The 25,128-nt window shown below is 70.3% G+C and carries 23 protein-coding genes and 1 pseudogene; 10 read left to right on the top strand and 14 right to left on the bottom strand.

Features of this window, described 5'->3' with window-relative positions; translation table 11 throughout:
* Nucleotides 1–63 precede the first annotated feature (63 nt).
* Nucleotides 64–1,635 (top strand): serine/threonine-protein kinase, encoded by a 1,572-nt coding sequence (locus QSK21_RS28245; protein WP_285700313.1) that lies wholly within the window; start codon nucleotides 64–66, stop codon nucleotides 1,633–1,635.
* A gap of 215 nt (nucleotides 1,636–1,850) precedes the next feature.
* On the opposite strand, the gene QSK21_RS28240 is transcribed toward QSK21_RS28245, so the two are convergent.
* Nucleotides 1,851–2,243, bottom strand: a complete 393-nt coding sequence (locus QSK21_RS28240; protein WP_285700312.1) for an ATP-binding protein — start codon at nucleotides 2,241–2,243, stop codon at nucleotides 1,851–1,853.
* Nucleotides 2,244–2,378: 135 nt separating this feature from the next.
* Here QSK21_RS28240 and QSK21_RS28235 point away from each other — a divergent pair, with 135 nt between their 5' ends.
* The 4 genes from QSK21_RS28235 (at nucleotide 2,379) to QSK21_RS28220 (ending at nucleotide 4,218) form a co-directional block, all read left to right on the top strand.
* Complete coding sequence (locus QSK21_RS28235) at nucleotides 2,379–3,191, top strand: helix-turn-helix domain-containing protein (protein ID WP_285700310.1); 813 nt, start codon at nucleotides 2,379–2,381, stop codon at nucleotides 3,189–3,191.
* Nucleotides 3,182–3,370, top strand: coding sequence for a DUF397 domain-containing protein (locus QSK21_RS28230; protein ID WP_285700307.1), 189 nt, complete (start codon nucleotides 3,182–3,184; stop codon nucleotides 3,368–3,370). The genes QSK21_RS28235 and QSK21_RS28230 overlap by 10 nt, the downstream gene beginning before the upstream one ends.
* Nucleotides 3,371–3,568: 198 nt before the next feature.
* Complete coding sequence (locus tag QSK21_RS28225) at nucleotides 3,569–3,820, top strand: DUF397 domain-containing protein (RefSeq protein ID WP_352231335.1); 252 nt, start codon at nucleotides 3,569–3,571, stop codon at nucleotides 3,818–3,820.
* Nucleotides 3,821–4,023: 203 nt separating this feature from the next.
* Nucleotides 4,024–4,218 (top strand): DUF397 domain-containing protein, encoded by a 195-nt coding sequence (locus tag QSK21_RS28220; protein WP_285700374.1) that lies wholly within the window; start codon nucleotides 4,024–4,026, stop codon nucleotides 4,216–4,218.
* Between the two features lie 1,357 nt (nucleotides 4,219–5,575).
* Here the strand turns inward: QSK21_RS28220 and QSK21_RS28215 are convergent.
* From QSK21_RS28215 to QSK21_RS28205, 3 genes are all read right to left on the bottom strand, one after another.
* Nucleotides 5,576–8,959, bottom strand: coding sequence for a SpoIIE family protein phosphatase (locus QSK21_RS28215; protein WP_285700306.1), 3,384 nt, complete (start codon nucleotides 8,957–8,959; stop codon nucleotides 5,576–5,578).
* A 20-nt stretch (nucleotides 8,960–8,979) separates the two neighbouring features.
* Entirely contained in the window at nucleotides 8,980–11,091 is a 2,112-nt protein-coding gene (locus tag QSK21_RS28210; protein WP_285700305.1) for an ATP-binding protein, read from the bottom strand.
* A gap of 150 nt (nucleotides 11,092–11,241) precedes the next feature.
* On the bottom strand, nucleotides 11,242–11,433 hold the full coding sequence (locus QSK21_RS28205) for a hypothetical protein (RefSeq protein ID WP_285700384.1): 192 nt from the start codon (nucleotides 11,431–11,433) through the stop codon (nucleotides 11,242–11,244).
* On the opposite strand from QSK21_RS28205, the gene QSK21_RS28200 reads away from it, so the two are divergent.
* Nucleotides 11,381–12,463 (top strand): alpha/beta hydrolase, encoded by a 1,083-nt coding sequence (locus QSK21_RS28200; protein WP_285700303.1) that lies wholly within the window; start codon nucleotides 11,381–11,383, stop codon nucleotides 12,461–12,463. The genes QSK21_RS28205 and QSK21_RS28200 overlap by 53 nt on opposite strands.
* A 17-nt stretch (nucleotides 12,464–12,480) precedes the next feature.
* Here QSK21_RS28200 and QSK21_RS28195 read toward each other — a convergent pair whose 3' ends face one another.
* A complete protein-coding gene (locus QSK21_RS28195; RefSeq protein ID WP_285700302.1) occupies nucleotides 12,481–13,011 on the bottom strand; it encodes a GNAT family N-acetyltransferase in 531 nt (176 codons plus the stop codon).
* 281 nt (nucleotides 13,012–13,292) lie between these two features.
* On the opposite strand from QSK21_RS28195, the gene QSK21_RS28190 reads away from it, so the two are divergent.
* The gene (locus QSK21_RS28190) at nucleotides 13,293–13,565 is read left to right on the top strand and encodes a hypothetical protein (protein ID WP_285700301.1); all 273 of its coding nucleotides are present in this window, start codon (nucleotides 13,293–13,295) and stop codon (nucleotides 13,563–13,565) included.
* Between the two features lie 128 nt (nucleotides 13,566–13,693).
* A complete protein-coding gene (locus QSK21_RS28185) occupies nucleotides 13,694–13,837 on the top strand; it encodes a hypothetical protein (RefSeq protein ID WP_285700300.1) in 144 nt (47 codons plus the stop codon).
* A gap of 36 nt (nucleotides 13,838–13,873) precedes the next feature.
* Here QSK21_RS28185 and QSK21_RS28180 read toward each other — a convergent pair whose 3' ends face one another.
* Entirely contained in the window at nucleotides 13,874–14,065 is a 192-nt protein-coding gene (locus QSK21_RS28180; RefSeq protein WP_285700299.1) for a hypothetical protein, read from the bottom strand.
* Between the two features lie 168 nt (nucleotides 14,066–14,233).
* Here QSK21_RS28180 and QSK21_RS28175 point away from each other — a divergent pair, with 168 nt between their 5' ends.
* Complete coding sequence (locus QSK21_RS28175; RefSeq protein ID WP_285700298.1) at nucleotides 14,234–16,060, top strand: S9 family peptidase; 1,827 nt, start codon at nucleotides 14,234–14,236, stop codon at nucleotides 16,058–16,060.
* A gap of 6 nt (nucleotides 16,061–16,066) precedes the next feature.
* On the opposite strand, the gene QSK21_RS28170 is transcribed toward QSK21_RS28175, so the two are convergent.
* Nucleotides 16,067–16,468: a PP2C family protein-serine/threonine phosphatase gene (locus QSK21_RS28170; protein WP_285700373.1), complete on the bottom strand. Its 402-nt coding sequence runs from the start codon at nucleotides 16,466–16,468 to the stop codon at nucleotides 16,067–16,069.
* 258 nt (nucleotides 16,469–16,726) lie between these two features.
* Between QSK21_RS28170 and QSK21_RS28165 the strand changes: the two genes are divergently transcribed.
* A complete protein-coding gene (locus QSK21_RS28165; protein WP_285700382.1) occupies nucleotides 16,727–16,987 on the top strand; it encodes a hypothetical protein in 261 nt (86 codons plus the stop codon).
* Here the strand turns inward: QSK21_RS28165 and QSK21_RS28160 are convergent.
* From QSK21_RS28160 to QSK21_RS28130, 7 genes and pseudogenes are all read right to left on the bottom strand, one after another.
* Nucleotides 16,965–17,633 (bottom strand): TetR/AcrR family transcriptional regulator, encoded by a 669-nt coding sequence (locus QSK21_RS28160; protein WP_285700296.1) that lies wholly within the window; start codon nucleotides 17,631–17,633, stop codon nucleotides 16,965–16,967. The two genes, QSK21_RS28165 and QSK21_RS28160, sit on opposite strands and share 23 nt — an antisense overlap.
* A gap of 176 nt (nucleotides 17,634–17,809) precedes the next feature.
* Nucleotides 17,810–19,093 (bottom strand): aspartate kinase, encoded by a 1,284-nt coding sequence (locus QSK21_RS28155; protein WP_285700295.1) that lies wholly within the window; start codon nucleotides 19,091–19,093, stop codon nucleotides 17,810–17,812.
* 717 nt (nucleotides 19,094–19,810) lie between these two features.
* Nucleotides 19,811–20,365: a DUF5063 domain-containing protein gene (locus QSK21_RS28150; RefSeq protein ID WP_285700293.1), complete on the bottom strand. Its 555-nt coding sequence runs from the start codon at nucleotides 20,363–20,365 to the stop codon at nucleotides 19,811–19,813.
* Nucleotides 20,358–20,957, bottom strand: coding sequence for a recombination mediator RecR (recR, locus tag QSK21_RS28145; RefSeq protein WP_285700291.1), 600 nt, complete (start codon nucleotides 20,955–20,957; stop codon nucleotides 20,358–20,360). Before recR ends, QSK21_RS28150 begins: the two co-directional genes overlap by 8 nt.
* Nucleotides 20,958–21,378: 421 nt before the next feature.
* Nucleotides 21,379–21,756, bottom strand: a pseudogene (locus tag QSK21_RS28140) (YbaB/EbfC family nucleoid-associated protein); the annotation flags it as partial.
* Between the two features lie 213 nt (nucleotides 21,757–21,969).
* Nucleotides 21,970–22,482 (bottom strand): hypothetical protein, encoded by a 513-nt coding sequence (locus tag QSK21_RS28135; protein ID WP_285700289.1) that lies wholly within the window; start codon nucleotides 22,480–22,482, stop codon nucleotides 21,970–21,972.
* Nucleotides 22,483–22,546: 64 nt separating this feature from the next.
* On the bottom strand, nucleotides 22,547–25,102 hold the full coding sequence (locus QSK21_RS28130) for a DNA polymerase III subunit gamma and tau (RefSeq protein WP_285700286.1): 2,556 nt from the start codon (nucleotides 25,100–25,102) through the stop codon (nucleotides 22,547–22,549).
* Nucleotides 25,103–25,128 lie beyond the last annotated feature (26 nt).

Raw genomic sequence — 25,128 nt, 5'->3', positions numbered from 1 at the left:
AGCCGATCTCCGCCGCCGCAACACTGGCCACATCGGACAATAGCGATCGCACGCGGAGCAAGGATGCCGGTCAGGACCATTGCCGACCGCTATGAGCTGATCGAGGAGATCGGTTCCGGCGGCATGGGCACGATCTGGCGCGGCTATGACTCGGTCCTGGACCGCGAGATCGCCGTCAAGGCCATCCGGCCCGACATGCTGCTGTCTCCGGAGCACATCGCCGACCTGGCAGAACGGTTCCGCCGGGAGGCGCGCATCACCGCCCGCATCCAGCACCATGGCGTCCCGCAGGTGTATGACGCGGTCCTGGACGCCGACTCCGCGGATCGCCTCTACCTGGTCATGCAGTACATCAAGGGCAGGAACCTGCGCTCCTACATCGACCCGGCCGACCGGTTGCCGATCGCCTGGGCCGCCGCGGTCGGTGCGCAGATCGCCACCGTCCTGTCCCACGCGCACGCGATCCCGGTCGTCCACCGGGACCTGAAACCCGACAACGTCCTGGTGACCGATGACGGCACCGTCAAGGTCCTCGACTTCGGCATCGCCGCGATCCTCCGCCGCGACATCACCAAGATCACGGCCACGGGCAGCCCGCTGGGCACCAGCCGGTACATGTCCCCCGAGCAGGTCAACGCCGCCCAGGTGACCCCGCAGAGCGACCTGTACGCGCTGGGCTGCGTCCTGCACGAACTGCTGTCGGGCACACCCGTCTTCAACGGCGACAGCCAGTACGAGCTGTGGAGGCAGCATCTCAACGCCGATCCCGAGCCGCTACGCGGGCTGCGTCCGGACGTACCGCCAGAGCTGGAAGAGCTGGTCCTGGACCTGCTGGCCAAGCAGCCCGAGCAGCGACCGGCCGACGCCTACGCCGTCTACGAGCGCCTGCTCCCGTTCCTGCCGTCCCCCGGCTCGCCGGCGCCCGCCACGAGCCGACGGCTCGGCGAGATGCCCGACCCGACGCTCCTGTACCGGCAGCCGAACGCCCCTCTCCGCCGTACGCGCCGCCCTTCTCCCGCCCAGGCGCCGTCGACCGTGCCGCACGCACCGACCACGCCGCCGACCCAACTCCGGAACGCCATCGACGACGCCCTCAGGCGCTCCACCGAACTCCTCGCCTCCGACCGGTTCGCTCAAGCCGCCGACGTCGTCGAAGCGGTCATCGGCCCGGCCGCCAGGATGCTGGGTTCCGAAAGCCCGGACCTGCTCAAACTCCGCTTCCATCGCGCGCTGATCCTCTTCGTCGGTGGAGACTCGCGCACGGCACTCCCGGAGTTCGACGCCTTGGCCGACGCCTATGCCCGTACCGCCGGGCCGTCGAGCGGACGCGCCCTGGAATCCCGCCGCTACGCCGCCCACTGCCGGGCCAACCTCGGCCAGAACACCGTCGCGCTCGACCAGTTCCGCCGCCTCCTCGACGACGTCGCCGCCGCCGACAGCCACGCCAGTGAACTCGCCCTCGACATCCGGCACAGCATTGGCATGCTCCTGCTGTCCACCGGCGACAAGGCCGCCGCTGAAGACATGTTCGAGGCCCTCTACCAAGACCACCTCGTCATCAACGGCCCCGACGACGAACGCACCCGCGAGATCGCCGACATCCTCACCCGCATCCGCATCCCCACGTCCCCGTAGCCGATCGCAGGTGTACGGGATCCCGGGTTTCCACGTCCGGCGAGCCACCGACCTCCATGCGGAGAAGCGGTCACAGGCGTCATCTTGCGCGACACCCAAGGGTCAAGGAATTCACAGGCCTCGCCGGAGCCGCCTGCACAGGGAGCGATCCAACAGGCCCGGGGCTCGGTCGGTAGGGGAGGGATGGACTGGGGGGACGTCCCTCCGCGTGGTCTTCATGATGCGTTGAGGACCGCGAAGACGACTTTGCCGCTGTTGCCTGCCAGCGGGCGGACGCCCCAGCAGCGGCAGAGCCGGTCGACGATGAACAGGCCCCGTCCGGCCTCGCTGATGGTGTCGGCGCGCTGCATGCAGGGCAGGTCGCAGGTCGCGTCCTGGACCTCCATCCACAGCGCGCCGTCGTCGGTTCGTCCGATCCGGAACGTCACATCGTCGTCGGACGCGGAGGCGTAGTGGAGTGCGTTGGTGACCAGCTCGCTCGCGACCAGGCATGGCACGTAGTCGTCCATGTCCCACTGGCCGGCGACCAGCCGCACGAACCGGCGCACCTCCGAGACGACCGTGAGGTCCTGCTTCACCACCATTTCGTTCTGGGCTGCCTCGCCCATAATGATCTCCTCACTTTCTGTGATGTGCACAACACAGTGAGGTATCTTCTGCTTAAAATGTGGTTGCCGCCGTCAGGTGGCAGACAAAAGAAGATCATTCGCAGTGCGGGCAGATGCCTACGAGAGGCAGGTGACATGCCCCCACGCCGCCAGCGCCGCCCCAGCGAATCCCCCGCCCTGATCGCCTTCGGTCGCCAGATGCGCCGAATGCGCGAGGCCAAGGGTGTGAAGCAGGAGACCATCGCTCACATCACGCAGGTCAGTGGCCCGCAGGTGAGCAAGATTGAGAACGGCAAGAAGCGCGCTACCCGATCGTTCGTGGAGATCGTGGACGATCACTTGGAGGGAGACGGCGCGCTCATCAACCTCTGGGAGGACCTCAACAAAAACGGACACCCCGTTCCGATCTGGTTCGACTGGCCGCAGATCGAGGCCGACGCAGTGATGCTGATCTGCTGGCAGCACTCCGTGATCCCAGGTCTCGCCCAGACTCCCGAATACGCTCTCGCGATCGTGCACGGCAATCAGGAGACCGCTGACGTCAGGATCAACCGACAAACCATCCTGACCAGGGACGACGAGCGCGGTCCGGCAATCGTCCTGTTCTTGATCGAGGAGCAGGTGCTCTACCACCAGGTCGGAACCCACGAGACGATGAGGAAGCAGTTGGAGCACCTGATCGAGATCAGCAGGATGCCCAACGTCACGGTTCAAGTAGTGTTGAGTCGCGGCGACCACGACGGCAACATGGGAGCTTTCGTACTAGCAACCATGGAAGATCGGAACGAGATCGCGTATGTCGAAACCGCCATACGCTCGATCACGACGGATGACCCCGCCGACCTCTCCGTCCTGGCGCGGACGCTACTCCAGCTACGTTCACAGGCACTCACGCAAGAAATGTCGTGCGAGTTGATTAGAAAGGTGGCCGAAGAAAGATGGACCTGACGAACGCCAAGTGGCGCAAGAGCAGCCACAGCGGTTCCAACGGTGCTGAGTGCGTCGAGCTAGCGGACGTGACCGGCGTGGTGGCGGTGCGGGACAGCAAGCACCCGAACGGCCCCGTTCTCCTGCTGACCCGCGCGGCCCTGCGAACGGCCGTCCAGTCGGCCATCAGCGAGCGCTGACCACCCGGCACCCCCGCGCCGCCCCCGACCACCGATCAGCGGCAAGTCGTCCCGTCCCCGGACCCGGACGACCCGCCGCACCCCACCGAGCCCACAGGCGAAACCTCATGCCCTCACGCGAACCCTGATAGCACTTGGCTCGCGGGCGCTCACCGAAGACATGTCGCGCGACCTGATCAGGAAGGGAATGAAGGAGAGATGGACCTGACGAACGCGAAATGGCACAAAAGCATCCACAGCGGCCCCAACGGTGGGAACTGCGTTGAGCTGACAGGACTCTCGTGGCGCAAGAGCGCACGCAGTACTTCCAATGGCGGCGACTGCGTCGAGCTGGCGGACTCGGTTGGCGCGGTGGCGGTGCGGGACAGCAAGAACCCCGACGGCTTCGTCCTCCTCCTGACCCGCGGGGCCCTGCGCACCGCCGTTCAGGCCGCCATCGACACGCGCTGACCACCCCGGCACCAACCAACCCGGCGGCCTCCGACCGTCGCCGAGTAGCGGCGCGTCGTCACGTCCGCGCCCAGAAGAACCGCCCCCCGTACGAACCCACAGTCAAGACACCACGCCCCCACGCGAACCCTGATAACACTTCGCTCGCGGGCGCTCACCGAGAACATGTCGCGCGACCTGATTAAGAAGGTCATCGAAGAAAAATAAACCTGACACAGGCCAAGTGGCATAAGAGCAGCCGCAGCACCTCCAGCGGTGGCAACTGCGTCGAGCTGGCGGACGTGGCCGGTGCGTCGGTGGTGGCCGTGCGAGACAGCAAGGACCCAGACGGCCCCGTCCTCCTGCTGACCCGCGCGGCCCTGCGCACCGCCGTCCAGTCTGCCATCAGCAGGCGCTGACCACCTCGCATAAACTACCCGGCGACCTCCGACCGCCGTCTGATAGCGGCGCGTCGTCACGTTCCCGCCCGGACGATCCGCCGCCCCGTACGGGGCCATGACAGCCTGGCGCTTCGGCTCCCACGTCCTCGTCCCGAGGCCCTGGAGGGTGAGTGCGCGGCGCCTCCGGTCGAGGGCGGAGCGTCGCTGACCCCGTCCCGGTCGATCAGATCCTCGGGGAAGACCTGCACCACGACCGGGGCCGGCTCCTCCGCCAAGGGCTTCTTCAGGGGTATCGCACCACCAAGGAGACGTCCCTGGTCATGCGCGGGCGGCTGCGAGAGGCCGACCAGATTCGGCGGCAATCACGGCGCATTCCCCGCCGTCAAGATCGTCCACGACGAGTACACGACGGACGTCGCCGACAACCGGCTCTTGCGGACCGCCACGGGACCTGCGTGGCAGCCTGTTGAGGCTGCGTGTCCGGCTGGCCGACGTCACCCCGATCGGACGAGGCCGCGAGCCTCCGGTGTGGCGGCCTACACGGTTGAACGTCCGGTATCAGCCAGCGGTGCGTCTCGCCGAGCTCGTCCCGCGCGGCGCCTCCGTCGAGCACGGGCCCGGAGACACCTCCGTTCAGCGGCTTCCTGCTCGATATGGCGCAACGTCTTCGGGGACTTCGTTACCGTCGCCTTACGCGCAGCCTCCACCGCCTGGACGAAGGCCACGCGATCCGGATAGTGCCCGACCTCGTCCACTACACCGATGACGGCCCGCCGCACGCCGTGGCCGACGCCAAGTACAAAGCCGGAAGATGCGAGGGCTCCCCCGAACGCCGACCTGTACCAGATGCTCGCCTATCGCGCCGCCCTTCGTCTCCCGGACGGCCACCTCATTTACGCGAAAACCCGCACGCCGCCCACCGTGTCCGGCGCACCGGCATCACCATCCACCAGCACGCCGTCGACTTGGACCGGCCGCCGACCAGCCTGCTCGCCGACGCCCACGCCCTCGGGCGTCCAAGACCGTCGCTGTTCCTCGTCCACGCCGACTGCGCCGGAAGCCTCGCCCGGCAACATCGGTCAGCGCTTCCGCCCGCCCGCGACACCTCTGGGTTCGTTTGAGCCGTGTGCCGTCGGCGGTCTCCGTCGTCAAACGCATCTCCTTGATCATCAGATCCGCCGTTGAGCAGACACACCGGGCGGCAGAAGCTCCGGCGTCAGATCAAGGCGGGCGCTTCCGATCGGGGCCGAGCTGGCGCTCAAGACGGTGATGCCGCACCGAGCCGCATGAAGCTTCACCCGGCCAAGCCGTGCGGGCCGCGTCAGGGTTTGCCACGCCTGCTTGCGATGCCATCGGTAGAGGTCAGGCCGAGGGGTTACCGGGCGGGGGCTTTCGGAAGGTGAGTAGGGGATCCAGGTGCTGGTCCAGGGGGACGGTTGCGGCTTCGGATGAGGTGTCTTGTGCGGTCGGGGCCTAGGGCGGTTTGGATGGTGGTTTTGGCTTGGTCGTGGAAGGTGGCCAGTTGGGGGTAGCCGGCCAGGTGGGTGCCGGTTTCCTGGGTGATGGGGTGGGCAGCGCCCAGCCAGCGGGCGGCTTGTTCGTGGCGGCCTTCGGTGGCGGCTATCCAGGCGAGGAGTTCCAGGCACAGGGCGATGCCTGGGCGGTCTTGGAGTCGTCGTTTCAGGGCGAGGCTGCGTAGGGCGGCTTCTTGGGCGGAGTGGGGCTGGTCCAGTCTCCAGAAGCTGAGGGCCAAGGTGTACTCGCACCACGAACGGCACCAGAGTTCGTCGAAGGCTTCGCAGGTCCAGATTCCCTCGTCGCAGAGGTCGACCGCTCGGTGGAGGTAGTCGGGGGTGTCGTGGAGGGCGTGGCAGAGGGCGAACTGGAAGAGGCTGGTGCAGACGCCGAGGTAATCGGCGTCGGCGTGGAAGCGTGCCAGGGCCTCGCGGTAGAGGGGGAAGGCGACCGCGCTGTCTCCTCTGCGGAGGGCCGCTTCGGCGGAGATCTGGATGGACGTGGTGATCTGGCGGGTGTCGCCGGTTCGGCTGGACAGGACGCAGCATTCCTCGACGGAGGTCAGTGCGGCCACGCGGTCGCCTTGGACGGCGGCCAGCCAGGCGTGCAGCCACAGGGCCGCGGCGCGTCGGGGGCTGGAGGCGGGGGCGAGGGAGAGGCCGCGTCCGAGCCAGGTTCTTCCCTCGGTCACGGATCCGCCGACGATCCACAGCGGCCACAGGGCGGTGGCGATGTCCAGGCCGGCCTCCGCTTCGCCGGGGTGGGTGAAGGAGAACTCCAGGGCCTCGCGGAGGTTGGGGTGTTCGCGCCGCAGCAGTGCGCAGTGCTCTACCTGGCCCGGCCCCAGCCAACCGTCCGTGCCCGCCCGGACGATCCGCCGGTACGCGTCGCGATGCCGGCGGCGGAGGGACGTGCCTTCTCCAAGCCGGTCGAGTCGCTCGCGCCCGTACTCCGCGAGCAGGCCGAGCATGCGGAAGCGCTGGGCACGGGAGTCACCGTCCGGGATGACGATCGAGTTGTGGACCAGCCCGGCGAGGGCGTTGAGGATCTCGTCTCGGGGCAGCTCGTCGTCGGAGCAGATCTCCTCGGCTTCGGCCAGGTCGAAGCCGCCGGCGAACACCGACAGGCGCGCCCACAGGAGCCGTTCGGTGGACGTGCACAGCTCGTGGCTCCGGTCGATCGCGGCGCGCAGGTCTCCGGCGAGGGCGTCGAACGGGCGGCGCAGGCGTTCGAGCAGGTCGTCGACGGAGAGGTCGCGCAGCCGCTCGGCCGCCAGGACGATCGCCAGGGGGACGCGGTCCAGGCGCGAGCAGAGGGCGCGGGCCCGGTCGAGGTCGGACTGCGGGCTTCGTGAGAGGAGCAGGTCGAGGGCCTCGTCCGGTTCCAGCGGAGCCAGTGCGAGGAGGTGTTCGCCTGGGACGCGCAGCGGATGGCGGCCGGTCGCCAGGACGCGGACGCCGGGCGCGGCTTCCAGGACTCTCCTGAGAAGGTCGGCGCAGGGCGTGACGAGGTGTTCGCAGCCGTCGACGATGAGGAGCATCCGCCGCCCGGAGAGGCGCGCGATAACGGTGTCGTCCCAGGAACGGCCACGTTCGGCGTCGACGCCGAGCGCTTCGGCGACGGCGCGGGCGAGCAGGCGGGGGTCGTGGACGCCGGACAGCCGTACCAGGCACGTCCCGTCGGGGAAGTCGTCGCGCAGCAGGTGCGCCGCGCGCAGGGCCAGCCGGGTCTTGCCGATGCCGGGGGCTCCGGTGACGCTGACCAGCCTGGACCTTCCCAGCAGTTCGGCGACCTCGTCCAGCTCTTCGGAACGGCCGATGAAGGGGCCTTCCTCGGCCTGCCGCACGGTGTACGCGGGGATGTCGGACGGGACGCCCGTCAGGCGGGTGAGGAAGAGGGTGACGTCGTCCTGGTGCCCGGCGGCGGCGAACCTGGCCATGAGCTCGTCGCACGTCTGCTCCAGGTCCTTAGGGGGGCCGAGGAGCCGGGTGGTCAGGGCACGGACGCCCTCGTCGAAGTCACGGTGCCGGTTCTCCAGGAGGCCGTCGGAGTAGAGCACCAGGAGGCTGCCGTCGGCCGTGGCGAAGGAGGACGTGACGAAACCGCCGTCTCCGCATCCGATGGGCGGCCCCGGGCTCACGGCGAGCGCCTCGCCCCGCCCGTCCGGGTTGATCAGCACCGGCGGCGGATGGCCGGCGCTGGCGACGCGGCACTCGCGGGCGGCGGGATCGTAGACCGCGTACACGCACGTGGCCAGGAACTCCTCGTCCCGGTCGTACTGCTCGCCCAGCTCGCACACGAGCCGGTCGAGACGGCCCAGCAGGTCGTCCGGTGACAGGTCGAGGGACGCGAGCGTGCGCACCATGGTCTTGCACCGGCTCATCCGCAGGCCCGCCTCCACGCCGTGCCCGGCGACGTCCCCGACCACGAGCGCGGTCCGGCCGCGGGGCAGGGGGATGACGTCGAGCCAGTCGCCGCCGAGCAGGCTCGGGGGCGTCTGCGCGGGGACGTACCGGAACGCCAGGTCGAGCCCCGCCGTGCGGGCCGGGACCTCCGGTCCCGACTCCAGCCACAGCCGGTGCTCCAGCGACCCGCCGCCTTCCCGGTGCGGGAGCGCGCCGTCCGCCTCCGCCGCGGCCCAGTGGGCGAGCTCCTCCAGCAACGTGATCTCGCGGTCGCGGTACGCCGGGCGTTCCGGCTCGGACACGATCAGCGCGTGGCCCAGCACCCGGTCAGGAGCGGCCAGCGGGAGCGCGAGCAGGGCCCGTCCGAGCAGGGCACGCGCCAGCCTGGGCGCGTCGAACTGGGCCGCGAGCCGGTCGGCGGCCGGACCGTCCACCCGGGGGATGTGCACGGTGCCGCCGCCGGCCGGTTCGTACCGGCCCCCTGCGCCACGGCCAGCGGGCAGCAGGCGGCCGAACCTCCGGGACTCGGTGGCGTCCAGCGAGATGACCCGCCACAGCGACCGGCCGCCCCGCTCGGACGCTTCCGCCCCCCGGGCGGGGTCGTCGAACAGGTGCACGGCGACGTAGTCGGCGAGCCGGGGCACGACCGCCTCGGCGAACCGCCGGAAGATCTCCCCTGGACTCGCCGGAGCCGGCGCGTCCGGCGGCCCGGTCACGGGGGGCCGCCGGACGTCACGGAGGTACTTTCGGGTCATCGCGTACTCCGGCTGAACGGCGGGTGTGGGGAGGAGGTCGAGCCGATCGGTGGACGAGCCGGGCACGGGGACTGCACCGGTCACGGTGCGGGGCGGACCGCCGGTCAACAGGGGGCCTCCCCGAGCGCGTAGGCGATCCCGTCGAGCAGGTCCATCGCGCGTCCCTGGCGGAAGGCCGCCTCGTAGCCGGTGTCGCCCAGGGCCAGGCGCGCCTGCCGTTCGCACCGTCGCCGTTGCCGGGCCAGGTCTCCGGAGCCGAACTGCGGCAGGCCGAAGGTGTGCCACACGCGATCGGCGAAACCGAGCAGCACGGCGGCGCGTGCGGGTCCGGCGTGCTCGTCCGCGACGGCGGCGGACGCGAGCAGGTCCAGCGCCAGGGCGGTGCCCAGGGTGTCGCGCAGCAGCGGCCGGAACCGCAGTGACTCGCGCCCGTACCAGGTCGCGGCGGCGACGTCGCCGCGGGCCAGCTCGGCGAGGCCGCGCATGTAGTCGGCGAAGGCGCGCGCCCAGCGGTCCCCGTACCGGTCGCACAGCTCGCGGCTCTCCTCCAGCAGGGCGGTCGCCTGGTCGAAGTCGCCCCGCATGACCTGGACCATGCCCTGCACCGCCAGGCTGAGGAGCAGCCCGGTGCCGGCGTCGCCGCCGTCGCGGTGGAAGCCGACGGCGTCTCTCAGCAGCTCCGCCGCCCGGTCGTGCTCGCCGCGGAACATGGCGATGCCGCCGGTGAGGTAGGCCAGGTACCCGGCGGCGACCCGGTCGCCTCGTTCCGCGTACGGGCGGCAGCGTTCGATGAGCTCTTCGGCGGCGGCGAGGTCGCCCTGGGTGCAGGCGAGCCTGGCGCACGTCCACAGCGCCTTGGCCGTCGCGGGGCCGGGAGGCAGGTCCAGGGCGAGCGCCCGGTCGAGATAGTGCCTGCCTTCCCGAATCATGCCGCCCGACGCCCAGAACAGGTGGAGGCCGCCCGCCAGGTCGAGCCCGGCCTGCTGCTCGTCCGGGTCTCCCAGGCTGAACTCCAGCGCGGCGCGCAGGTCGGCGTGCGCACGCGTCATCGTCGTGTGCCACTCAAGCTGGCGGGGCCCGCACCACTCGGCCTCGTACCGCCGGACCAGCGCCAGGTGGTGGTCGCGATGCCGGCGTTGCAGGAGGCGCCGCTCGCCCGCGGACTCCAACCACTCGGTGCCGTACTCCCGGAGCGTGTCCAGCATCCGGTAGGCGATCCCGGTGTCGCGCTCCTCGCGCGACAGGATCGACCTGTCGGCCAGCGCGGCCAGAAGATCGGGGACGGAACGGGCCGGCAGCCGGTCGTCGGCGCACACCGCCGCCGCGGCGGCCTCGTCGAAGGCGCCGGCGAACACCGACACCCGTGCCCAGAGCAGCCGTTCAAGGGGCGCGCACAGCTCGTGGCTCCACCCGATCGCGGTGCGCAGGGCGCCGTGCCGCCGCGCCGTGCCGCCGTCGGCGGCGGCGAGGAGTTGGAGCCGCCGGTCCAGCCGGTCCACGATCCGCTCGACCGGCAGCGCCGAGACCCAGACCGCGGCGAGCTCCAGCGCCAGCGGGATGCCCTCCAGGCGGCGGCACAGCCGCGCGACGGCCGCCCGGTTGGACGGCGTGAGGGCGAACCGGTGGTCGACGGCGGCGGCGCGTTCGACGAACAGGACCACCGAGTCCTGGCCGAGGTCGTCCTCCGGCTCGGCGCCGGCCCCGGGCACGGGCAGCGGAGGGATGGTGAGCAGGGCCTCGCCCTCGACGTTCAGCGGCCGCCTGCTGGTCGCCAGGATCCGCAGCCACGGGCAGGCGGCCAGCAGCGCCTCGGCCAGCAGGGCGCACGCGTCGAGGAGGTGCTCGCAGGTGTCCAGCACCAGCAGCGCCCTCCGGCCGGACAGGAAGCCGGTCAGCACGTCGAGGGGCGGGCGCATCGTCTGGTCGCGCAGGCCCAGCGCGTGGGCGACCGCGTAGGCGAGCAGCCCGGGGTCCTCCAGGCCGGACAGTTCCGCGAGCCACACCCCGTCCGGGAACGCCGCCCGCAGCTCGGACGCGGCCCGCAGCGCCGTCCTGGTCTTGCCGACGCCGGCGACACCGGTGAGGGTCACCAGCCGCGAGCCCGACAGCAGCCTGTCGATCTCCGCCAGTTCTGCGCGGCGCCCGATAAAACTGGATATTTCGGCCGGCAGGTTGCCGAGGTGCTCGCCCGAGCGCAGCCCGGTGATTTCGGCCATGCCCCCTCCGCGCCCTTTCCCCCGGCGTGGCCGCGGTCGCCACGCTTCTCCAGCCCCCGGCGCCCCCGAATGATATCGCCCATCGGGATTTGCCGGCACCGGGAACGGCTCATGACGACAAAGATATGATCGATTATCACATGGGTCGGCTCAGCCGACAAAATACGTGTGGTCCACCTGATTGGCCTGAGAAGGAGAATTCCGGGCAGGTGCGCGGACTTCGCCGGACGTCATAAAGATCATCGGCGGTGGTGTTAGGGTTCCGGTTTTCTCCGGACGGGAGGCCGCCATGCGAAAAACGATCATTCCCGGGAAAAGGATCACCCGCGGAATCGCGGCCACGGCGGCGGCCTCGCTGAGCCTCTGCGCCGTGCCCGCCCCCGCGACACCCGCCCCCTCGTCGTCCGGGGGCTCGTCGTCCGCGGGCTCGTGTTCGAGGGTACGGCTCCCGGTGAGGCTTGGGCCGGGCCTGCCGCGGGAACACATCGTCTCCGGCTCCCTATGCGTCCCCCGCTCCTATGCCGGTGGCGTACGGAGAGTGGATGTCCTCGTTCACGGCGGCACATATGATTCCTCCTATTGGCAATGGCCCCAGAATCCACGGCGCTATTCCTACGTGAGGAAGACCACCGGCGCGGGCCGCGCCGCCTTCGCCTATGATCGGCCGGGCAGCGGCGACAGCTCCCGGCCGCCCAGCACGGCGCTCACCGTGGCCGCCGACGCCCATGTCCTCCACCAGATCGTCCAATGGCTGCGCCGCCGGGACTTCTCCCAGACGACGGTGATCGGCCATTCCGTCGGCTCAATGATCGCGATTTCGGAGGCCGCCGATCACCGCGATGTCGACCGTGTCGTGCTGACCGGCGCGCTGCACCCACCGGCCATCGCCGCGGGCGCGCCGCTGACCATCGCGAGGTTCCACCCCGCGATGCTCGACCCGTCCTTCGCCGGCCGCAGGTCCATCGATACCGGCTATCTGACCACCCGTCCGGGCACGCGGTCGGCCTCGTTCTACCGCGTCTCGGCCGCCGACCCCGCCGTCATCGCCTACGACGAGGCGCACAAGGACATCCTGTCGGGGGTCGAACTCGGCGACTCGGCCGCCAGGGTGGCCGTCCCGCCGGGGCTCAACGACACCAACAGGGTCCGCGCGCACGTCCTAGCGATCGTCGGCGAGCATGACACGGCCGTGTGCGGCCTGCTGCTCGACTGCGGCCGGGACGAGAACGTGCGCGCCAACGAAGCGCCCTACTACACCTCCGCCGCGAGCCTCACGGGGGCCACCGTCCCCGACACCGGGCACTCGCTGGCGCTGCATCCGTCCGCCGACCTCTCGTTCGCCCGCATCAACCGTTGGATCAACACCCACTGAGGCGGGCGATGCCGGGGTCAGAGCGGAGACAGGACCATGAGGACTTCGTCCTCGGTATCCCCTGGGGCGAGGCGGAGAGCCTTGGGCCAGCGGCCCACCTCCCGCCACCCCAGACGACTGTAGAAGTTCTCTAAGCCGAGCCCGCCACGGGCCGCCAGGTGAAGTTGCTCCAGGTGCATCTCGTCCCGGGCTATGCGGTGCAGGTCGTTCATCAACGCCGTGGCCACACCGCGCTTGCGATGGGAGGGCAACGTCTGGAGGTGGTTGACGCTGCCCCAGTGGGCGATCAGGGGGTTGGGGTCGCGGCTGAGGGTCACCCAACCGACGAGCGCGGCGCCGGAGAGGGCGAGCAGCAGGCGTTCACGGTCGGGGTGCAGCCGGGAGATGAGCGCGTCCAGGACGGGGGCGACATCGTTCTTGTGGACCGGAGGGAACGCGAAGCCGTTGGCGCCGTTCCCGTTCGTCACCTCCGTCCAGCATTTGACCAGTCCGTCGCGTAGTGCCGGGGTGACGTCCGAACAGTCGGTGAGCTGGATCAACTGGGGCATTCGGGGCCGCCTCTCATGCCGTTGACACTCATGATCCCTGCGCGTGCGGCGATGGGGAATGGCGTCGGGCGGTAGGCGGATGTGCCAGTACGCAGAGGATCCGGGGCCGGGGCCTGGTGCCCGTTGGGGGGTGGGCAGGTGGGGTTACCCCTACCCGGACTCGGGGGCTTCTCCGCGCATTATGGGGGACTTCCCCGATAGCGATGAGTTCGCCCGGTCGTCAGAGTCAGTACTAGCAGCAGGGGTAAGGGAGACCCCCTTCCGATGGAAGAAGGCACACGATGGCGACGACGCTGAGCCTCACCTCGATGACCACCTCCGACCTGGCCCAGATCCTCTTCGCGTCCCCGTTGCAGCCGTCGGACGAGCCGTCGCCCGAGCGGGTCCGCAAGGCGATCGACGAGAGCCTGTGCGCCTGCGGCGGCGACAGCACCCGGTGCGCCGCCTACGTCGCGCAGGAGGCCGGCGACCACCCCGAGGCGTACGCGATCCGCATGCGGTGGGCGCTGCGCACCGTCAGCCGCGCCTTCCAGGAGTACGCCACCGCCGCCTGACCCGCTCCAGCGACCCGGCGACCTCGATGATCCCGCCATCCGCCGATCCAGGGGTCCGGCGATCCGGCGATCCGGGCCGTCCGCCGGATCATCCGATTCAGGGCATGTGACAGCAGAGGAGACAGCACATGCGTTCCCCCTTCGCCGACAGGCCGGAAGTGATCGTGCCGCGCTCGCTCAAGCACCTGATCGCCGAGGACGATCCACGTTCCAAGGAGAACGCGCGCCGACGCAGACCACGCAAGACCCTGACCTTGCGGAGGTCCCCCTAGACGAGGACCCTGGACGAGGCCCCTGGACGCCCTGCGCTACTTGCGCTTCTTGCGCTTCTTGGACGAGCCGCCGTCCGACTCCCACTCGTAGCCGGGGGTGTTCCTCTCGCAGTAGCTGTCGCTGACCCTGGTGTCGGTGGCGTCGTGCTCGCACCAGCGGTCGGAGGAGCACGCGGTCAGTCCCGCGGCGGAGAACAGGACGGTCGCGGCCAGCAAAAGGCGCGGCATCTTGGGCATCGGACGATCGACCTTTCCAGCCCGTGCGGGCGTTGAAGCGACCGGCTGAGATTAGCCCACCACGGGGCTGATCAGAATCCCCGCCCGGGAAGAGTGCCCGTGGGTTTCGGGGATCGCATGTGGGCACCCGGGTGACCATGATCCGGTCATACTGAGGGCATGGTCGACGACGAGCGCTGGAAGGCGCGGTTCCGGGCCGCGCGGATGAGCCTGCCCGGCTGGGCCCACGACGCACCGCACCGCAGCACGTACCGGTCGAACGTCACGGGCACCTGGGAGATCTACGCGTGGGACCGGACGACCGGCATGCGGCGGCAGGTCACCGACCGTCCGAACGGCACCTGGATGGGCGGCGTCGACCCGACCGGCGAGTGGATCTGGTGGTTCGCCGACACCGACGGCGACGAGTTCGGCATCTGGCGCCGCACCCCGTTCGACCTTCCCGCCACCACTGAGGACTCCGAGGAAGGCCGCTCCTCGGACGGGGACGCGGCGGCCGAGGACGGCAGCGTTCCGGCGGTGCCGGGGCTGGAGCCGTCCTATCCGTCCGGGCTGGCCGTCGGTTCCAGCGGGCTCGCGGTCGTCGGGCGCACGACCGAGGGCGGCACGTCCATCCACCTGTGCCGTCCGGGCGCCGAGCCGGAGGTGCTGTACGAGCACGAGGAGGACGCGCATGTCGCGGCGCTCTCCCGGGACGAGACGCTCATCGCCATCGGGCACAGCGAGCACGGCGACAGCCGCCACATGGCCCTGCGCGTCGTCCGTCCCGACGGGACGACGGTCGCCGACCTGTGGGACGGGCCGGGCAAGGGCGTGTACGGCGCCGGGTTCTCACCCGTCTCCGGCGACTCGCGGCTGCTGGTCAACCACGAGCGCCGGGGCAAGGAGGAACTGCTGATCTGGGACCCGGTCGAGAACACCGAGCAGGAGATCGTGCTCGATCTGCCCGGTGAGATCGGCGCCGACTGGTACCCGGACGGGTCGGCGCTGCTGGTGTCGCACTCCCACGAGGCCCGCGACGAGCTCTACCGGTACGACCTGGACAGCGCCGAGCTGTCCCGCATCGACACGCCCCGCGGAGTGATCGGCGGGGCCGGGGCCCGCCCGGACGGGACGGTCGAGTTCTTCTGGTCGTCGTCCGCCGAACCGCCCGTGATCCGGTCCACGTCCGGCGAGGTCGTGCTGACGCCGCCGGGGCCAGCCGCGCCGCCGTCCGTCCCGGTGGAGGACGCCTGGGTGGACGGTCCGGGCGGCCGTATCCACGCGCTGATCAGCAGGCCGGCCGAGGGGGACGCGCCGTTCCCCACGGTGTTCGACATCCACGGCGGGCCGACCGCCCAGGACCAGGACTCGTTCGTCCCGTCGACGGCCGCCTGGGTCGACCACGGCTTCGCCGTCGTCCGGGTGAACTACCGGGGGTCCACCGGCTACGGCTCGGAGTGGCGCGACGCGATCGAGGGACGCGTAGGGCTGACCGAGCTGGAGGACATCAAGGCCGTCCGCGACTGGGCCGTCTCCTCCGGCCTGGCGGACCCGGCCAGGCTGGTCCTCACAGGCGGGTCCTGGGGAGGGTTCCTCACGCTGCTCGGCATCGGCACGCAGCCCGACGACTGGACGGTCGCCGTCGCCGCCGTGCCCGTCGCGGACTACGTCGCCGCGTACGAGGACGAGATGGAGGGGCTCCAGGCGTTCGACCGGTCCCTGTTCGGCGGCTCACCCGACGACGTGCCGGAGCGGTACAAGGAGTCGTCCCCGATCACCTATGTCGAACGGGTGAAGGCGCCCGTGCTGATCCTGGCCGGGGAGAACGACCCGCGCTGCCCCATCCGGCAGATCGACAACTATCTGGAGCGGCTGGCCGAGCTGGGCCGTCCCCACGACGTCTACCGGTACGACGCCGGCCACGGATCGCTGGTCGTGGAGGAACGCATCAAGCAGATGGAGGCCGAGATCTCCTTCGCCCGCAAGCACCTCGGCCTTGCCTGACGCCGTTCACGGCCGGGGTGCGGCTTGGCGGACGGGGATGAGGAGCGCGGTGACGTTGTCCCGTCCGCCCGCGTCCAGGGCACGGCCGACCAGCGTCCGGGCGTCCCGTAGGAGGCCGGGGGCGTCGTCGTCGCCGTCTGGCGGGCGGGCCTCGCTGAGCGCGGTCTGGAGGGATCCGGCGTCGGGAAGGTAGCGCGACAGTCCGTCCGTGCAGAGCAGCAGCCGTCCAGGCCACGGTGGACGGTAGCTGCGGACGTGCGGTTCGGGGTCGTCAGCGTCGGCTCCGAGCCATGCGGTGAGGGCATCGTGATCGCCCGTGTCGTCGTCGGTGAGGGCGAAACCGGGTCCTTCGTCGAGAACGTCCGGCAGCCAGTAGGCGCGGCTGTCGCCGACCCAGCAGGCCCAGATGCCTTCGGGCCCGGCGATCGCGGAGACATAGGTGCAGGCGGGGGCGGGGCCAACGGGTCCGGCCAGCGCCTGTACGACCCGTCCGGCGCGGAGGGCGGCCTCGCGCTGAGCGCGGCTTCGGGGAGCGCTCCTGCGTCTGCGTCCGCGTTCGCGTTCGCTGCGTTCGCGTTCGCGTTCGCGGCGGGTCGGAGCAGCGCCGCCAGTGCCGCCACGCCGGTGTCGGCGGCGATCCGGGCCGCGCGTTCGGCACGGGGTGACATGGAGACGCCGTCGCAGACGACACCGATCGTCCAGGCGCCGGACGTGGCCAGCGCCATCGCGTCGGCGTTGAGCCTGCGGTGCCTGCCGCAGTCGGTGACGCCCGCGGCGCCGCCGTCCACGGTGACTTCCAGGTGCGATCCGAACGCGGGCTGGTCCGCGCCGCAGTCCCAGCAGTGGCCGTCCGGGGCGACCGTCCCACCGCACGAGACGCAACCCGCCGCCTCGCCCGCCATGGTCAGGCGCGGACCTCCCGGATGATGGAGACCAGTTCGCGGGTGACGGACTTGAAGCCCGGCAGGCGGGACATGGACACCATGCGGTTGACCAGCGGAACCGTGCGTTCCACCAGAAGGTAGGTCTTACGGCAGCCCGGAGAGCTGTCGTGCACCCAGTACAGGACGATCCCCATCGAGTACAGCCACAGCAGCTCGGGCAGCTCCTCGCGGAAGTCCGGGTCGATCTTCAGGGTCGAGCCGTTCACGACCTGCCGGTAGATGTCCACGGCGGAGGCGCGGGCCGGGCCGGACTCGGCGCTGAACGGGTTGAGCGGGCTGGTCGGCTCCGCCGCGAACTTGAAGAACTTCCCGGCGAACTCGTGGTACGGCACCATCGTGTCGACACGGGCTTTGAGCACCCCGAGCAGCCGCGGCGCGAAGTCGCGCTCGGAGTCGAGGACCGCCCGGCAAGCCTTGGTGTGCTCCTCCTGGAGCTCGTCGTAGTACGCCTGGATCAGCTCCTCCTTGGAGCCGAAGTAGTAGTAGGCGTTGCCGACCGAGACCCCTGCCTCCTTGGCGATGGCGCGCATGGTCGTCGCCTCGTACCCGCGCTCCCGGAACAGCCGCAGCGCGGTCTCCACGATCAGCGCGCGCGTCTGCTCCGACTTGGCCGCCCTGGTCTCGGTCACGTACGCCACTTTAAGCGGTCAGCCGGAGTCAAGCGCGCCGGTTCAGAGCCGCCGCGGGGCCACGCATCCCTGGCCGGTGGCCGGTCGTCGGCCGGGTCGGCCAGGGACGCGGGGGATGTTAGGGGCGCGAGGGACCTGAGGGACGGGGGGACGCGGGGGACGCGGGGGACGCGGGGTCAGCGGCCGGTGCCTCCGTAGACGACGGCCTCGACCTGCTCGGAGTCGAGGTCGAACGCGTGGTGGGCCGCGGCGACCGCGGTGTCGATGTCGTCCTGGGCCACCACCACCGAGATCCGGATCTCCGAGGTGGAGATCATCTCGATGTTGACACCGGCGTCGGCGATCGCCGAGAAGAACGTGGCGGTGACACCCGGGTGCGACCGCATCCCGGCGCCGATGAGGGAGACCTTACCGATCCGGTCGTCGTAGCGCAGCGACTCGAACCCGACCCGGTCCTTCACCTTGTTCAGCGCGGTCAGCGCCCGCTGGCCGTCGCTGGCGGGCAGCGTGAAGGAGATGTCGGTGCGCCCGGTCGAGGCCGCCGAGACATTCTGGACGATCATGTCGATGTTGATCTCGGCCTCGGACAGCACCGTGAAGATCGAGGCGGCCTCGCCGACCTTGTCCGGCACGCCGACCACCGTGATCTTGGCCTCGCTGCGGTCGTGCGCGACCCCGGAGATGATCGCCTGTTCCATGTCCCCGTCCTTCCGGGCCTCGATGTCGCTGCTGTCGACCACCCAGGTGCCCTCCTTCTGGCTGAAGGACGAGCGCACATGGATGGGAATGTTGTAGCGGCGCGCGTACTCGACGCAGCGCAGATGCAGGATCTTGGCGCCGCTGGCCGCCATCTCCAGCATCTCCTCGTAGGAGATCAGCGGGATGCGGCGCGCGGCCGGCACGATCCGCGGGTCGGCGGTGAACACGCCGTCCACATCGGTGTAGATCTCGCACACGTCGGCGTCCAACGCGGCGGCCAGCGCGACCGCGGTGGTGTCGGAACCGCCGCGGCCCAGCGTGGTGATGTCCTTGGTGCCCTGGGAGACGCCTTGGAACCCGGCCACGATGCAGATCGAGCCCTCGTCCAGCGCGGTGCGGATCCGGCCGGGCGTCACGTCGATGATCTTGGCTTTGCCGTGCGCCCCGTCGGTGATCACTCCGGCCTGCGAGCCGGTGAACGACCGGGCCTCGTGGCCCAGGTTCGCGATGGCCATGGCCAGCAGCGCCATCGAGATCCGCTCACCGGCGGTAAGCAGCATGTCCAGCTCGCGGGCCGGTGGAAGGGGGCTGACCTGCTCGGCCTTATCGATCAGGTCGTCCGTCGTGTCGCCCATGGCCGAGACCACGACCACCACGTCGTGGCCCGCCTTCTTGTTCGCGACGATGCGCTGGGCGACCGCCTTGATGCGCTCGGCATCGGCGACGGAGGAGCCACCGTACTTCTGTACGACAAGGGCCACGGGTGGGCGCTCCTCAGACTAGGGGTCGGGCGTACCGCGCTTGAGTCTACCGAGCCGGTCCGTATGGGTTACGACTAGGTAACTCCCTACGCCGTGCGCTTCGTCCATGGCGAGGGCCTGACGGTGGCGGCCTGGACTACGGCAGCGGGCGGAGGGCTCGTTGCCGCCGTGACCTGGCTGAATCGGCCGCCGCCGCTAGTGGCGATCGCGGCCCGATGGGGTTTCTCCCGTGCGAGCGCCGTTCCACACGGTGTGCGGGATGCCGTCCGCCGAGTACTTGTGGGCTGGCGCAGGAGGCATAGCGGACTGCCCTGTAGGGCAACGACAACCCGCTGTGGAGCTGCCGCAGCCACGCTGCTGATCGAGGCGTACGCAGGAGGTGGACCGGACACGCCTGCCTGGGGCTGGGCCAACATCCTGTCGGCTGTGGTGCCGGTGTTGGAACGGCTTGGGGTTGGAACGGCTCGGTGTTGGAAGGGCTCAGGATTGGAAGGGCTCGGGGTTGGCACGGCTTGGGGGGTGGCACGGCTTGGGAGTGGCCACGGAGGCTGAGGTGGACCCGTTCACTCGGCGGACAGCTTGGTCGCCGAGACGGGAGACGGACGCCCACGGCTGCGTCATCGGCCCGGTCATCGGCCCGCTCCATCCGCCCGTGCCTGACCGGCGCCTGGATCCACCTGCCCACGGCATAGGCCCAGACGACCCGTCCTCATCGTGTTACGGGACGGCGGCGACTTCCTCGGCGACGTCCAACCGTGCCCCGGCGATGACCGCGTGCAGGGCGCGGAGGGCGGCACCCGCGTGGTTGCCCCAGTGGTTGAAGTAGGAGTACTGCCACCACCAGAGCGCCTCCAAGGGACGGCCGTGCTGGTAGTGGCGCAGGCCGTGCACCAGGTCGCTGGCGACGTCGACCAGGTCGTCGGAAAGCCGGTACGGGGTCGGCTCGCCGTCCTTGTACGGGTCGAAGACCTCGGTGTACTCGTCCACGGCCACCAGCCGTTCGGACAAGCCCTGCCTGATCTCGTCCAGGTCGGGGTCCTCGCCGACCTCGGGCTCCCAGTTGTCGGGAAGGATCACGTCCGCGCTGGCGCCCAGCTGCGCCCCGGCCAAGATGACCTGGGACACCTCCAGGAGCAGCAGCGGCACGGTGTGCCGGCCGCCCTCGCCGCGCGCGACCGCCTCCAGTCCGCTCAGATAGTTCTCCACATGGCGGGCCACGCGCTCGGCGAGGATGTTCCAGTCCTGTGGGCTGTTGGCGTTGGAGTCAGACATCGAGCAGCCTCCGTCCTTCGAATGCGCGGCCCAGCGTCACCTCGTCGGCGTACTCCAGGTCGCCACCCACCGGCAGACCACTGGCCAGGCGGGTGACGGTGAGCCCCATGGATTTCACGAGGCGGGCGAGATAGGTCGCGGTGGCCTCGCCCTCCAGATTGGGATCGGTGGCGAGGATCAGCTCCGTCACCGTCCCGTCGGCGAGCCGCTGCATCAGCTCGCGGATGCGCAGATCCTCGGGCCCCACGCCCTCAATGGGGCTGATCGCCCCGCCGAGCACGTGGTAGCGCCCGCGGAACTCGCGGGTCTTCTCGATCGCGACGACGTCCTTGGGCTCCTCGACCACACAGATCACCTGGGGGTCGCGGCGGGCGTCCCGGCAGATCCGGCACTCCTCCTCCTCGGCGACGTTGCCGCAGGTCTTGCAGAAGCGGACCTTGTCCTTGACCTCCTTGAGCGCCTTCCCGAGACGCTCGACGTCGGCCGGGTCCGCGGCGAGGAGATGGAAGGCGATCCGCTGCGCGCTCTTGGGGCCGACGCCGGGCAACCTGCCCAGTTCGTCGATCAGGTTCTGAACGACCCCTTCGTACAACGGTTCGTCCTTTCACGAGCTCTCACACCGGGGCCCGAGGCCAAGTCTCACGCTAGATCCCGCACCGTGCCTCAGGCCAGGACCGGGCCGTACGGCGTTCACACCGGGACGGCACCAGGCTAGATCCACGCCGCAACACCATTCCGCCTCTACCCGTCCCCGACCGGCGTCTTCCGGCGGCGTCTCGTGGCCGTGCGTCTCCCGATGGGAGCCGCCTGGTGGGAGCCGGGTCCCGCGTGCGGGGCCGCGAGGGCGAGGTCGACGCTGAGGCGATCAAGCCATTATGAACTCAACCACCCGGCTTCCCTGCCCGTCCGCCGCCGTTATCGGAATCGTCCGAGTCGTCGGACTTGCCCTCATCGCCCTTATCTGAGCCGGCGCCGGCCGCGGGCGCTCCGGGCATTCCTTGGAGGCCGGGGAACCCGGGAAGGCCCGGGAAGCCGCCTCCGCCACCTGGACCGCCTCCGCCCAGCATGTCGCCGAGGCCGGGCATTCCGGGGAGCCCACCGCCCAGCCCCGCGGCCAGCGGGCCCATCCGGGACCGCTGAAGTTCCTCGGCGGAGCGTCCGGCATCGCGGATCGCGGCCAGAACCAGGTCGGCCAGCGTTTCGGCGGTCTCGGCCGGGTCGTCGGCATCGATGGCCTTTGGATCGATCGACAGACCCGTCACCTCGCCCTGGCCGTTGACCGTCGCGGTGACGAGTCCCCCGCCGGACGTGCCGGTCACCTCGGCCTCCGCGAGCTCCTGCTGAGCGGTGAGAAGCTCCTGCGCCTGGCGCATCAGGTCCTGGAAGTTCAACTGACCACCGGGTTCCACGGTGTGCTCCGTTTCTGTCCCGCCCCCGAAGGGCCTTGCCCTCAGCAGGACCACGTCTCCGACGTTGCGCCCGGCATCGGACATCCGTCCTCCGAGACTACGGGTTCCCCCACCGATCCGGTACGCAACGCCCCTTGAACTTCGTACGCACCGTCCTGAGGGGAGAGGAGCAGTTGCGCCCGCCTTCGCGCGTGCTCACGTGGTAGGGGACTCCGGCGTGGGTGGTCTTGGTCCGGTCGCCGGGTTGTTCACGGCGCCCTGCACCAGCCACGCGACCGACCCGGTGGCGATCATGGAGGCGCCGTCCGGCAGGTGCGGGTGGGCGACGTTGTCGGCGTTGCTTATTCCGACGAGGTCGACGTCCAGCGCGTCCAGCGCGTCCAGCGCGTCCAGCGCGTCCAGCGCGTCCAGCGCGTCCAGCGCGTCCAGGAAGGTGCCGGGCGGTGTGGGGCCGAGCGGGCAGATGCCGACGTTGGCGACGGCGCATCGTCGCCAAGGCTGCGGACGTGCGCGAGCGCAACGCGATGCGGCGGGTGGCGGGCGAGGGCGTGGCCGAGCTGAGACGGCTGGACATCGTCCGTGCGTGCTCGCCGACTGCCAGAGTGCCCAGGCAGGGTCGGGCAACACGCGCCGCCCGCGTACCGACGTCCCGTAGAAGCCGGCGGCGAACCAGAGCGCGACCCATAAGAACCGGAGCACGACCCACAAGGGGGGACGGGCTCCGGGCTCCATAAGGGGGACGGGCTTGGGGCTTGGGGGCAGCGGCGCCGGGTCAGGAGTTGTCGATCTCGCGGATGATCCGGCCGCCCAGCTCGCGCTCGATGAGGGCCATGCCGCTGGCCTCGACCTCCGAACCGTCCGCGTCGGCGTCCCCCTCCGGGTCGACCTCGTCGCTCTCGTCCGCGGGTGGCGGTTCGGGCGGCGGTGGCGGCTCGTCTGGTGGGGGAGGGCCGGGGTCGGGCTCGTGCGATCGTCCACCGCCGAACCCGGAGGGGCTGTTCTCCGGGGAGGGGGCAGGGGGTCCCGGGACCGGAGGTGTGGGAGCCGACGGTTCTGGACGCGACGGGGGCGGGCCCGCGGGTGTGGATGCACTCCCGAAGCCGCCGGGCGAATGACCGGTGGGCGAGTGACCGAGCATCCCGCCGCTGGGCGAGTGGCCGGACATCCCGCCGCCTCCCGGACCAGGACGGCCGCCTTGCCTGCCCCTGCCGGCGCGTCCGGAGGAAGCCGCACCGCCGAGGACGGTCTCGATCCGCCAGTCAACGCCCATGCGTTCCCTGAGCACTTCACGGAGGACGACGTCACGACCGCCGTTGGTGAAGTTGGTGCGGGCGCCCTCGGCCTCGAACGACAGGGTGAGGAGGTTGTGGTCGAGCGAGACCGGCTGGACCCCCGACATGATCGCCATCCAGGCGACCTTGCTCTTGTGCTTGACCGCCTCGACGATGTCCGGCCAGAGCCGCTGCACGGCCGAGACGTCCATACCTCCCCGAGCCCCCTGCTGCCCAGCGTGTCCGGACCGCCCAGGCTGGCCGGGCTGCCCTGAAGGGTTATCCACAAACGTCGATCCGGCTTCCCCGGGCCTAGCTTGGCGTTTGACAATGAAACTGGGGTCGCCCCCCTGGGCGGGCGGGGGGTCGCCCCCCTGCGAGCCACGCCCGACCATCCCCCCAGCGGGCGCAGGCGCTGCTTCCCCAGAAGTCTGAGGAGATGTTGCTCCACCCTGCGTAGAGGCGCGCCCAGAGGCTTGCGCCGCCTCTGCGGAGGTGCCGCTGGAGACCTGCCCACTTAGCGCCGCTTGCGCGGCGCCGCGGTCCCCTACTGCGGCTTGTCCCCCTACCGAAGCTTGTCCCCCGGCTGCGGGTTGTCCTCCTGTCGCAGCTTGTCCCCCTGCGGCGGCTCGTTCCCCTGCGGCGGCTCGTTCCCCTGCGGCAGAGCGCGACTCCGCTTGACCCACGTCGGTACGCGCCCACGCGCCAGCGGCTCCCCCCTGCGCCGAAGAGGCTCCCCCCTGTACGGAAGGGCCTCTCCCCTGGGCGCCTTGGAATCCGCCCCGCTGCTCCTGGAAGGCGTTCCGCTGCTCCTGGAAGGCATCCCGCTGGCCCTGGAATCCCCCCGGCTCGTCCTGGAATCCGGCCTGCCCAGCAGGCAACCCCGAGAAGCCACCCTGTGCGGCCTGACGCTCCAGACGGTCCAGGCGGGCGTACAGGGACGCTTCGTCCTCGTACGCAGCAGGCAGCAGGATGCGGGCGCAGATCAGCTCCAGCAGCAGCCGGGGTGACGTGGCTCCGCGCATCTCGGTCAGTCCGGTGTGCAGCAGGTCGGCGGCGCGGGTCAGTTCCCCGGGGCCCATGGAGGACGCCTGCCGGCGCATGTGCTCCAGTTCGTCCGGCGGCACGTTCAGCAGCCCCGTGGTCCCGGCCTCCGGAACGTTCGACAGGATCACCAGATCGCGGACTCGTTCGAGCAGGTCGGCGGTGAACCTGCGAGGATCCTGGCCGCTCTCGATCACCCGGTCGATCGCGGCGAACACCGCGCCGCCGTCCCGTGCGGCGAACGCCCGGATCACCTCGTCCAGCAAGGTCGAGTCGGTATAGCCGAGCAGCGACACCGCACGCGCGTAGGTGATCCCCTTCTCGTCCGATCCGGCCAGCAACTGGTCCAGGATCGACAGAGTGTCCCGGGCCGATCCGGCGCCCGCCCGCACCGCCAGGGGCAGCGCCGCGGCCTCGTACGGTACGTCCTCGGCCCGCAGGATCTCCTCGACCAGCTCCTGCAGCGTCCCCGGCGGGATCAGCCGGAACGGGTAATGGTGGGTACGCGACCGGATCGTCCCGATGACCTTCTCGGGCTCGGTGGTCGCGAAGACGAACTTCAGATGCGGTGGGGGTTCTTCGACCAGCTTCAGCAGCGCGTTGAAGCCCTCCCTGGTGACCATGTGCGCCTCGTCGATGATGTACACCTTGAAGCGCGCCGACACGGGCGCGAAGAACGCCCGTTCACGCAGGTCACGAGCGTCGTCCACACCGCCATGGGACGCGGCGTCGATCTCGATGACGTCGATGTGGCCGTTGCCGGTGGGGCCAAGGGCGACGCAGGAGTCACAGACCCCGCAAGGGTCGGGAGTCGGACCCTTCTCGCAGTTGAGGGAACGGGCCAGAATCCGCGCGCTGGAGGTCTTCCCGCATCCGCGGGGGCCGCTGAAGAGGTAGGCGTGGTTGATCCGGCCGTTCCGCAACGCCTGCTGCAGGGGTTCGGCGACGTGTTCCTGCCCCTTGAGCTCGGCGAACGTCGCTGGCCGGTACTTGCGGTACAGAGCCAGACTCATCGGGGGTCCGCCCTCCTCGAGAAGCA

Origin of the sequence: Actinomadura sp. NBRC 104412 (assembly GCF_030269515.1) — a bacterium.
In the GTDB taxonomy this organism is placed as follows: domain Bacteria; phylum Actinomycetota; class Actinomycetes; order Streptosporangiales; family Streptosporangiaceae; genus Spirillospora.
This window is presented reverse-complemented; position numbering and strand designations above follow the sequence as displayed.

What these genes read in the sequence shown, in the direction of transcription:
- QSK21_RS28245 (WP_285700313.1), top strand. Translation starts at nt 64, where the DNA reads ATGCCGGTCAGGACCATTGCCGACCGCTATGAGCTGATCGAGGAGATC.
- QSK21_RS28240 (WP_285700312.1), bottom strand. Translation starts at nt 2,243, where the DNA reads ATGGGCGAGGCAGCCCAGAACGAAATGGTGGTGAAGCAGGACCTCACG.
- QSK21_RS28235 (WP_285700310.1), top strand. Translation starts at nt 2,379, where the DNA reads ATGCCCCCACGCCGCCAGCGCCGCCCCAGCGAATCCCCCGCCCTGATC.
- QSK21_RS28230 (WP_285700307.1), top strand. Translation starts at nt 3,182, where the DNA reads ATGGACCTGACGAACGCCAAGTGGCGCAAGAGCAGCCACAGCGGTTCC.
- QSK21_RS28225 (WP_352231335.1), top strand. Translation starts at nt 3,569, where the DNA reads ATGGACCTGACGAACGCGAAATGGCACAAAAGCATCCACAGCGGCCCC.
- QSK21_RS28210 (WP_285700305.1), bottom strand. Translation starts at nt 11,091, where the DNA reads ATGGCCGAAATCACCGGGCTGCGCTCGGGCGAGCACCTCGGCAACCTG.
- QSK21_RS28200 (WP_285700303.1), top strand. Translation starts at nt 11,381, where the DNA reads ATGCGAAAAACGATCATTCCCGGGAAAAGGATCACCCGCGGAATCGCG.
- QSK21_RS28195 (WP_285700302.1), bottom strand. Translation starts at nt 13,011, where the DNA reads ATGCCCCAGTTGATCCAGCTCACCGACTGTTCGGACGTCACCCCGGCA.
- QSK21_RS28190 (WP_285700301.1), top strand. Translation starts at nt 13,293, where the DNA reads ATGGCGACGACGCTGAGCCTCACCTCGATGACCACCTCCGACCTGGCC.
- QSK21_RS28185 (WP_285700300.1), top strand. Translation starts at nt 13,694, where the DNA reads ATGCGTTCCCCCTTCGCCGACAGGCCGGAAGTGATCGTGCCGCGCTCG.
- QSK21_RS28180 (WP_285700299.1), bottom strand. Translation starts at nt 14,065, where the DNA reads ATGCCGCGCCTTTTGCTGGCCGCGACCGTCCTGTTCTCCGCCGCGGGA.
- QSK21_RS28175 (WP_285700298.1), top strand. Translation starts at nt 14,234, where the DNA reads ATGGTCGACGACGAGCGCTGGAAGGCGCGGTTCCGGGCCGCGCGGATG.
- QSK21_RS28165 (WP_285700382.1), top strand. Translation starts at nt 16,727, where the DNA reads ATGGAGACGCCGTCGCAGACGACACCGATCGTCCAGGCGCCGGACGTG.
- QSK21_RS28150 (WP_285700293.1), bottom strand. Translation starts at nt 20,365, where the DNA reads ATGTCTGACTCCAACGCCAACAGCCCACAGGACTGGAACATCCTCGCC.
- QSK21_RS28130 (WP_285700286.1), bottom strand. Translation starts at nt 25,102, where the DNA reads ATGAGTCTGGCTCTGTACCGCAAGTACCGGCCAGCGACGTTCGCCGAG.